The organism is Rothia sp. BD8 (assembly GCF_044878465.1).
Taxonomy (GTDB): domain Bacteria; phylum Actinomycetota; class Actinomycetes; order Actinomycetales; family Micrococcaceae; genus Rothia; species Rothia kristinae.
The window spans coordinates 1-9,187 of record NZ_JANJES010000019.1 but is presented as its reverse complement, the minus strand read 5'-3'; the positions used below and the strand labels follow the sequence as shown (position 1 = coordinate 9,187).

General features: G+C 71.9%; 7 protein-coding genes and 1 tRNA gene. 6 read left to right on the top strand and 2 right to left on the bottom strand.

What is annotated here, in order from left to right; translation table 11 throughout:
• Positions 1-194: 194 nt before the first annotated feature.
• Positions 195-746 carry a flavodoxin domain-containing protein gene (locus tag NQ707_RS10400; RefSeq protein WP_196826009.1) on the bottom strand — a complete coding sequence of 184 codons (552 nt, stop codon included), beginning with the start codon at positions 744-746 and terminating at the stop codon, positions 195-197.
• Between the two features lie 139 nt (positions 747-885).
• Here NQ707_RS10400 and pyk point away from each other — a divergent pair, with 139 nt between their 5' ends.
• From pyk to NQ707_RS10380, 4 genes are all read left to right on the top strand, one after another.
• Entirely contained in the window at positions 886-2,355 is a 1,470-nt protein-coding gene (gene pyk / locus NQ707_RS10395) for a pyruvate kinase (protein WP_058731315.1), read from the top strand.
• Positions 2,356-2,453: 98 nt separating this feature from the next.
• A tRNA-Leu gene (locus NQ707_RS10390) sits at positions 2,454-2,538 on the top strand.
• Positions 2,539-2,672: 134 nt separating this feature from the next.
• The gene (locus NQ707_RS10385) at positions 2,673-3,137 is read left to right on the top strand and encodes an SRPBCC family protein (protein ID WP_064725233.1); all 465 of its coding nucleotides are present in this window, start codon (positions 2,673-2,675) and stop codon (positions 3,135-3,137) included.
• Between the two features lie 180 nt (positions 3,138-3,317).
• Positions 3,318-3,992 (top strand): ANTAR domain-containing response regulator, encoded by a 675-nt coding sequence (locus NQ707_RS10380; RefSeq protein ID WP_081046123.1) that lies wholly within the window; start codon positions 3,318-3,320, stop codon positions 3,990-3,992.
• Between the two features lie 111 nt (positions 3,993-4,103).
• On the opposite strand, the gene NQ707_RS10375 is transcribed toward NQ707_RS10380, so the two are convergent.
• A complete protein-coding gene (locus NQ707_RS10375) occupies positions 4,104-4,562 on the bottom strand; it encodes a hotdog fold thioesterase (protein WP_058731311.1) in 459 nt (152 codons plus the stop codon).
• A 70-nt stretch (positions 4,563-4,632) separates the two neighbouring features.
• Here NQ707_RS10375 and polA point away from each other — a divergent pair, with 70 nt between their 5' ends.
• On the top strand, positions 4,633-7,401 hold the full coding sequence (polA, locus tag NQ707_RS10370; RefSeq protein ID WP_404435734.1) for a DNA polymerase I: 2,769 nt from the start codon (positions 4,633-4,635) through the stop codon (positions 7,399-7,401).
• 126 nt (positions 7,402-7,527) lie between these two features.
• Positions 7,528-9,009, top strand: a complete 1,482-nt coding sequence (locus NQ707_RS10365; RefSeq protein ID WP_058731310.1) for a GNAT family N-acetyltransferase — start codon at positions 7,528-7,530, stop codon at positions 9,007-9,009.
• Positions 9,010-9,187: the final 178 nt, after the last annotated feature.

Below are 9,187 nucleotides of genomic sequence, written 5' to 3'. Positions count from 1 at the left end.
GGCGGCGGGGCGGCGCCGGGCCGCCCCCCGCCCCCCCCGCGCCCCCCCCCCCCCCCCGCGGGCCCGCGGCGGGGGGGGGGGGCCCGCCCCCCCCCGGGCCGCGGTGGGTCAGACGCGATGGGTCTGCCCCCGCCGCGTCGGGCCGCGCGGCGTCGCTCCGGCCGGGTCTCTCCGTCTGGGGCGCTCCGTCCGGGTCAGCCGCGCTGGGCCCGCACCGCGGCCACGAAGTCCGCGGTGCTGGCCCGGTCCGAGTAGTCCGCGGATCCGCCGTAGGAGTCGATCATCTGCTGATCGGAGACGGACTTGTCCGGCTTGGCCTTCAGGAAGGTGCGCACCCCCATCATCGCGGTGCGGTGGGTCCGGGACAGGCGCGAGTAGTCGATGCCGCCGCGGAAGTGTCCGGTGGGCACCGTGCCGCGGCGCGGGGCGTAGGCGGTGGGCAGGTTCTTGGCCAGCTGCCCGTCCAGCTTCTCGGCGGTCGCGGAGACGGTCCCGGAGAAGGAGACCGTGAAGAAGCCCAGGGCCCGCCCGTCCAGGTGGGGTGCCAGGCGCTCGGCCTCGGCGGCGTCGGTGAGCTTGCCGGCGTAGTCGCTGAAGCCCAGCACGACGGCGTCGGCCTCGGCGACGTCCTCCGGGGTGGCCGAGGCCAGGTCCAGGGCGGTGCCCTTGAGGTCCTCGGCGATCCACTGGGCGTAGGTGCGGGTGTAGCCGTAGCGGGAGCCGTACAGCACGAGGGCGCCGGACATGTTCTCCTCCTGGGGTCTCTCGGGTCTTCCCTCAGCCTAACCCGCGGTGTGGGAATGTGTGGGATTGAACGCGGACACGGTGGGTTCACCCGGCGCCGATGACTGTTCATGTGGCTTTGCGAGAACTAGAGTGGAAGCCATGAGACGCGCAAAGATCGTATGCACCCTGGGTCCGGCACTGTCCTCCTACGACAAGCTCTCCGAGGCCATCTCGGCCGGATTGAACGTCGCCCGCCTGAACATGAGCCACGGCGACCACGATGTCCACACCGCCAACTTCAACAACGTCCGCCGAGCGTCGCAGGACCTCAACAAGAACGTCGCGATCCTCGCCGACATCCAGGGGCCCAAGATCCGCCTGGAGACCTTCGTCAACGGCTCCGAGATGCTCGAGCCCGGCGACATCTTCAAGATCACCGCCGAGGACGTGCCCGGCACCAAGGAGATCTGCGGGACCACCTACAAGGGCCTGCCCGGGGACGTGCGCCCCGGGGACCTGCTGCTGATCGACGACGGCAAGGTCCGCCTGGAGGCCACCGAGGTCTCCGCGACCACCGTGACCACCCGCGTCGTGATCGGCGGGAAGGTCTCCGACCACAAGGGCATCAACATCCCCAACGCCGCGGTCTCCGTCCCGGCGCTGACCGAGAAGGACGAGAAGGACCTGCGCTGGGCGCTGCGCACCGGCGTCGACATCATCGCCCTGTCCTTCGTCCGCTCCGGGGACGACATCCTCCGCGTGCACGAGATCATGGAGGAGGAGGGGCTGAAGCTGCCCGTCATCGCCAAGATCGAGAAGCCGCAGGCGGTGGACAACCTCCAGGACATCATCGACAAGTTCGACGGCATCATGGTCGCCCGCGGCGACCTCGGCGTGGAGTACCCGCTGGAGGAGGTGCCGCTGGTCCAGAAGCGCGCGATCGAGCTGGCCCGCCGCTGGGCCAAGCCCGTGATCGTGGCGACCCAGGTGCTGGAGTCCATGATCTCCAACCCGATGCCGACCCGCGCGGAGGCCTCCGACTGCGCCAACGCGATCCTGGACGGCGCGGACGCGGTCATGCTCTCCGGGGAGACCTCCGTGGGCCAGTACCCGATCATCACCATCCAGACGATGGCGCGGATCGTGGAGTCCACCGAGGCCCACGGCCTGGACCGCGTCCCGGCCCTGGGTTCCAGCCCCCGCACCCGCGGCGGCGCGGTGACCCTGGCCGCGGTGAACATCGCCCAGCAGCTGGACGTCAACTTCATCTGCACCTTCACCCAGTCCGGCGACTCCGCCCGGCGCCTGTGCCGCCTGCGTCCGTCCAGGCCGATCCTGGCCTTCACCCCGGACCCCAAGGTGGCCGCGTTCATGGCCCTGTTCTGGGGCGTGCAGGCCGTGGTGGATCAGAAGGCGCAGTCCACGGACGAGATGCTCGCCGAGGTGGATCGCTACCTGATCTCCAAGAGCATGGCCACCAAGGACGAGATGATCGTGATGACCGCCGGCTCCCCGATGGGCGTGGCCGGATCCACGAACATGGTCCGCGCCCACCGAGTGGGCGACCTGGACGACAACGGCGCTCCCGTGCCCGAGGAGCACGAGAAGCTGGGGCCGTACCGGGACTGATCCCGCGGTGATCCAGCGGTGACACCGGCCCGGGCGACGGGCTCGTGTACAGTGGGGGCGTCCTGCCGGGCAGCGATCCGGCGGACGCCCCCTTCCGCGCCCAAGTGGCGGAATCGGCAGACGCGCCGCACTCAAAATGCGGTGTCTTCGGACGTGTGGGTTCGAGTCCCACCTTGGGCACCACGGCCGCTCTGTACGGTCTCGTCGGCGGCTGGTCAGGCGCGCGGTCTTGCGGCTGAGGGCGAACTCGGCCCCGCGCTCCCGGCCGCCGACTAGGGTGGATGGTGACCGCTGTTCCCTCACCCAAGGAGCAAGAGATGACCGACCAGACCTCGATCACGGTGACCCGCACCATCGACGCCCCGGCGAAGGACCTCTTCGACGTGCTGTCCAACCCCGAGCGGCACCAGGAGCTGGACGGCTCCGGGTTCATCGTCTCCGACGACAAGACCGACCGCATCCAGAAGGTCGGCGACGTCTTCCGCATGAACATGCACGGGGACCACATGGGCGGGGACTACAAGACCGAGAACCACGTGACCGGCTTCGACGAGAACAAGCTGATCTCCTGGAAGACCGCCCCCGAGGGCACCGAGCCCCCCGGCTGGGAGTGGGTCTGGGAGCTGGAGTCCACCGGCTCCGACTCCACCGATGTGCGCCTGACCTACGACTGGTCCGCCGTGGACCCGCAGTTCGCCCGCGAGGTCGGCTTCCCGCTGGTCAGCGAGGAGCAGCTGGAGTCCTCCCTGGACAAGCTCGCCGCCGCCGTCGCCGGCGCCTGAGCCGCCGTCGCACCCGACGCCGCCTCACCCTCTGCGCATGTCCCATCCCGCCGTCCGAGCGGGTGGGCGTAAAATGCGCAGAGGGTGAGGCGCTGTCCGTCCCGGGTCCCTTCCCGAGACGCGTGCGCTCACCCCGCACCCTTTTTCCGTGACCGTCCGCACCACCCAAGGAGACCGCCGATGTCCGAGAACAGCTCCACTCCCCAGGACTCCGCGGAGACCATCGACGTCAGCGCCGCGGCCGAGCCCGCCGCGGCCGAGACCACCCGGGCCGACTCCAACCGGCCGGTGCGCCGCGTCGTCGTCGCCGAGGACGAGGCCCTGATCCGGCTGGACATCGTGGAGATCCTCTCCGCCCAGGGATTCGACGTCGTGGCCCAGGCCGACAACGGCGAGGACGCGGTCTCCCTGGCCCAGGAGCATCGCCCGGACGTGGTGCTCATGGACGTGAAGATGCCCAAGATGGACGGGATCAGCGCCGCGGAGCACATCGCCAAGGAGCGCATCGCCCCCGTGGTGCTGCTGACCGCGTTCAGCCAGAAGGAGCTCGTGGACCGGGCCACCGAGGCCGGGGCGATGGCCTACGTGGTCAAGCCGTTCACGGAGAACGACCTCATCCCCTCCATCGAGGTCGCGATCAGCCGGTACGAGCAGATCAAGGCCCTCGAGCACGAGGTCACCGACCTCAAGGAGCAGTTCGAGACCCGCAAGCTCGTGGACCGGGCCAAGTCCCTGCTGATCACCAAGATGGGCCTGACCGAGCCGGAGGCCTTCCGCTGGATCCAGAAGACCTCCATGGACCGGCGCCTGTCCATGCGCGAGGTGGCCGAGACCATCATCGCCCAGGTCGCCTGAGCCCACGCACCGGGCGGGGTGACCCGCGCACAGCAGCCCCCGACGCCGCGATCCCGCGGCGTCGGGGGCTGTCCGCTTCCGCCGGAGGCCGCCCCGGAGGCGCCCGTCTCGTCAGCCCTTCCGGTCAACCAGCAGATTGGTGATCCGGGCGGTGGACAGGCGCCGGCCGTCGCCGTCGGTCATCACGATCTCGTGCACGCACAGGGTGCGGCCCAGGTGGATCGCCGTGCAGGTGCCGGTGACCCAGCCGCTGCTGGCCCCGCGCTGGTGCGTCGCGTTCACATCCAGCCCCACGGCCATCTTCTCCGGGCCGGCGAACACGTTGGCGGCCATCGACCCGAGGGTCTCCGCCAGCGCCACGTGCGCCCCGCCGTGCACCAGGCCGTAGGGCTGGGTGTTGCGCTCCACCGGGAAGCGGGCGACGGCGCGCTCGGCGGTGAGCTCCTCGAAGACGATGCCCATGTGCTCGGCCATCGTGCCGATGCCGTGCGCGGGCAGCGCCTCCTGCACCTCGGGCGGCACCCCCATCGCGGTGAGGCGATCGGCGGACTGGCGGGGGGAGTCTTCCATGGCGGGCTCGGCCTTTCGAGAGGGGATGCGGGCCCGGACGGGCCGCGACGGGTGTGCTTAGGATTGTAGGGTGACTTCCACCCAGCAGCCCCAGCCGTCCGACGCCGCCGCGACCGATCCCGCCGAGCAGCCCGCCGCCGAAGGCCTGGAGGAGGTCAGCCGCCTCCTGCTGGTGGACGGGCACTCCATGGCCTTCCGCGCCTTCTACGCCGTGCCGGAGGGGTCCTTCGTCACCACCGCCGGGCAGCACACCAACGCCGTGCACGGGTTCACCGCGATGCTGCTGACCATGATCCGGCAGCTGCGCCCCACCCACGTGGCCGTGGCCTTCGACCTGTCCGGGCCCACCTTCCGCTCCGAGGAGTACCCCGAGTACAAGGCCGGGCGGCAGAAGACCCCGGAGGAGTTCGCCGGGCAGATCGAGTACATCCAGCAGACCCTGGACACCCTGAACATTCCGTGGATCACCGTGGAGGGGTTCGAGGCCGACGACATCGTCGCGACCGGGGCGCACCTGGCCGAGAGCGCCGGGGCGGAGGTCGTCGTCGTCTCCGGGGACCGGGACGCCTTCCAGCTGATCTCCGAGCGCACCAGCGTGCTGTACCCCACCAAGGGGATCTCCGAGATCCCGCCGCGCACCGCCGCGGACATCGAGGAGAAGTACGGGGTCCCGCCGCGGCTGTACCGGCACGTGGCCGCCCTGGTGGGGGAGTCCGCGGACAACCTGCCGGGGGTGCCCAAGGTGGGGCCCAAGACGGCCGCCAAATGGCTGGGCCAGTACGGGGACCTGGAGGGGGTGCTGGCCCACGCCGAGGAGATCCGCGGCAAGGCCGGGGAGAACCTGCGGGCGCACCTGGAGGATGTGCGGCGCAACTTCCGCCTCAACGAGCTGAGGCGGGACCTGGACCTGCCGGTCAGCTTCGCCCAGATGGCCCGGCGGGAGCCGGATCTGGAACGCATGGACGCGCTGTTCGACGAGCTGGAGTTCCGCACCCTGCGCGACCGGGTCCGCCGGGACCTGTCCGCCGCCGAGCCCGAACCGCAGATCCAGATCCCGCAGCGGCAGGACCTGCCCGACGCCGCGGCCATTCAGGCCGCCTTCGGGCAGCCCGGCACCACGATCGCACTGACCCTGCAGGAGGACTACCGGCTGGGGCCCGTCCTGCAGATCGCGGACCCCGAGTCGGTGGGCACCGCGGTGCTGGAGGAGCTGGATGAGGCCGCGAGCAGCACCCTGCAGCGGCTGCTCACCGAGCGGGCCGCGGACCTGCTGGTCAGCGACCTCAAGGGGCTGGTGCGCCGGCTCGGGGAGCTGGGCTACCGCCTCGCCGACGCCGGCCGGGACGTGGCCCTGGAGGCCTTCGTGCTGCGCCCGGGGGCCCGCGGCTACGACCCCGAGCAGCTGGGCGGGGAGTTCACCTCCTACTCCTTCGGCCCCAAGCTGAAGAAGCCCACCCAGGCCACCCTGCGCAAGGAGACCCCGGAGCAGCGCCGTCAGAAGGCGGTGCCGTGGCTGGATCGCTTCGCCGCGGCCGCGTGGCTGCTGCACGACGTCGCCCGGACCGTGCGGCAGCGGCTGGGCGAGCACCCGTGGGCCCAGCGGATCCTCACCGAGCTGGAGATCCCGCTGGCCGAGATCCTGCTGCGCATGGAGCTGGCCGGGGTGGCCGTGGAGCCGGCCCGGCTGGAGGCGCTGATCGAGGCGTACCAGGCCGAGATCGACACCGCCCAGCGCAACGCCGAGCAGGTGCTCGGCGGCCAGACGGTGAACCTCTCCTCGCCCAAGCAGCTGCAGACCGTGCTGTTCGAGACCCTGGGGCTTCCCACCACCCGGAAGATCTCCTCCGGGTACACCACGGACGCGACCTCCCTGCAGGAGCTCAGCCGCACCCTGGAGCCGGGCACCGCCGGGTACGACTTCATGGCCTGGCTGCTGCGCTACCGCGAGTACACCAAGCTGCGCCAGGCCGTGGAGGGGCTGCGCGACGCCTTATCCGCCCAGGACCGGGTGCACACCACCTTCGGGCAGACCACCGCGGCCACCGGCCGGCTCTCCTCGATCAACCCGAACCTGCAGAACATCCCCGTGCGCACCGCGGAGGGCCGCAAGATCCGGGCGGCCTTCGTCGTCGGCGAGGGGTACCAGGAGCTGCTGACCGCGGACTACTCCCAGATCGAGATGCGCATCATGGCCCACCTGTCCCAGGATGAGGGCCTGATCCAGGCCTACCGGGACGGGGAGGACCTGCACCGCTTCGTCGGCTCCCAGGTCTTCGGCGTCACCCCGGCCGACGTCACCCCGGAGATGCGCGCCAAGGTCAAGGCGATGAGCTACGGCCTGGCCTACGGGCTGAGCTCCTACGGGCTGTCCAAGCAGCTGGAGATCTCCGTGGATGAGGCCCGCGGGCTGATGTCCAGCTACTTCCGCCGCTTCGGGGCGGTGCGCACCTACCTGCGCCACATCGTGGATGAGGCCCGCAAGACCGGGTACACCGAGACGATGTTCGGGCGCCGCCGCTACCTGCCGGAGCTGACCAGCACCAACCGCCAGACCCGGGACATGGCCGAGCGCGCCGCGCTGAACGCCCCGATCCAGGGCTCGGCCGCGGACATCATCAAGAAGGCCATGCTGGGGGTGGATCGACGCCTGCGCGAGGAGGGCCTGTCCACCCGGATGGTCCTGCAGGTCCACGACGAGCTGATCCTGGAGGTGACCCCGGGCGAGCACGACGCCGCCGAGGCTATCCTGCGGGAGGAGATGTCCGGGGCCGCGAAGCTGCGGGTGCCCCTGGAGGTGCAGGTGGGCCGCGGGCCCTCCTGGAACGACGCCGCCCACTGACCCGCCGACCCCGGCCGCACTCTTCGCCGCACCCCCCGGCCCCGCCGCAGCACCAGCACCGCGGCACCCGCCGCGGCGGCCCACGCCCCTCGCGCTCCCCGCGCATCCCGAGACCCAGGAGAACCCATGACGCTCACGCCCTTCGAGCTGACCCGCTTCCTCGACGAGGGCGGCGAGCCCACCGCCCTGTACCGCGCCGCGACCCGGCGCATCGCCCTGGGCTTCTACGAGGACCCGGGGGACGCGAAGCTGCAGCGCTGGAACGCCGAGCACGAGCAGCAGATGCGGGCGGTGATCCGCGGCTTCACGGATGAGGACACCACCCTGGCCGGGCTGCCCAGCGCGCAGGGACCGCACCCGGTGGCCACGATCTTCGGCTTCCCCAACACCGTGGAGGTCGGCGCCGGGGCGGTGCCCGCGTGGATGATCACCGGGGTGGGTGTGGCCCCGACCCACCGGCGTCGGGGGATCCTGCGCCGGATGATGGAGCCGGAGCTGGCCCGGGCCCGGTCCGAGGGCTGCGGGATGGCCGCGCTGACCGTCTCCGAAGGCGAGATCTACGGTCGCTTCGGCTTCGGGCTGTCCACCCGCATGATCACCTACGAGCTGGACCTCACCGCGCGTCCGCGGCTGCTGCCCGGCGTCGTCGAGCGCTCCGGGGCCCGGCAGGGCCGCATCCACCAGGCCCAGGGCAAGGAGCTGGTGGAGTTCGGGCTGGCGCTGCGCGAGTCGATCGCCGGGTTCCGGGCCGGGCAGGCCGTGCGCCCGCGCGGGGTCGTGGAGAACGCGGTGGGCGCGGTGAACCTCTCCGAGGATCAGCTCAAGCCCGACGGCGCCCGGCAGGCCCTGGTCTTCGAGGGCCCGGACGGGGTGGAGGGCTACGCCGCCTTCAACCACCAGGGCTGGGGCTCCTCCTCTCCGGGGCCCAACCGGGTGGTGGTCAAGGACTTCCAGGCGGTGAGCACCCGGGCGCGGGTGGCCCTGTGGGAGCAGCTGCTCAGCCTGGACCTGGTGGACTTCCTGGAGTTCCGCGCGGCCCCCGGCAACGAGCTGGCCCGGGCCCTGTCCAACCCGCGGGCTGTTCGACAGATCCGGGAGACCGACGTGCTGTGGACGCGGATCCTGGACGTGGCCCGCGTCCTGGAGCACCGGGAGTACCTGGCCGACGGCGAGCTGGTGCTGCTGGTGGATGACCCGCTGGGACTGGTCACCGGCGCGTACCACCTGCGCATCCGCGACGGTCGGGCCGAGGTGGTGCCCGGTCGGGCCGTGTCCGAGGTCGACGCGGCCCGGGCCGGGGAGGGCGCCGAGGCGGCGGTTGGTGCCGGGGAGTCCGCGGGATCCGGCACTGCCGATGGTGCCGGGGCCGAGCTGCCCGGGGCGCACCTGCTGGCCGCGCGGGACGAGCGGCGCACCGAGGCCGAGGATGAGCCGGAGCTGGCCCCACAGGCCGCCCGGGTGCGCTTCCCCGTGCAGCTGCTGGCCTCAGCGGTATTCCAGGGCTGCGAGCCCGAGGTGCGCTTCGGCCTGGTCACCGGCGAGGGCGCGGAGGAGGCGGCCCGGCTGTTCGCGATCCGCCGTGAGCCCTATTGCGACTTCATCTTCTGACCCCTTCGACGGTCTCGGCCGTCATGGTGTGGCGGGGGGGGGGGGGGGGGGGGGGGGGGGGGGGGGGGCGGGGCCCCCGCGCCCGCGGCGCGCCGCGGGCGCGCCCGGCCGCGCGGCCCCGCCCGGGCGGGGGGGGGGGGGGGGGGGGCCGGCGCGGGCGGGGGGGGGGGGGGGGGGG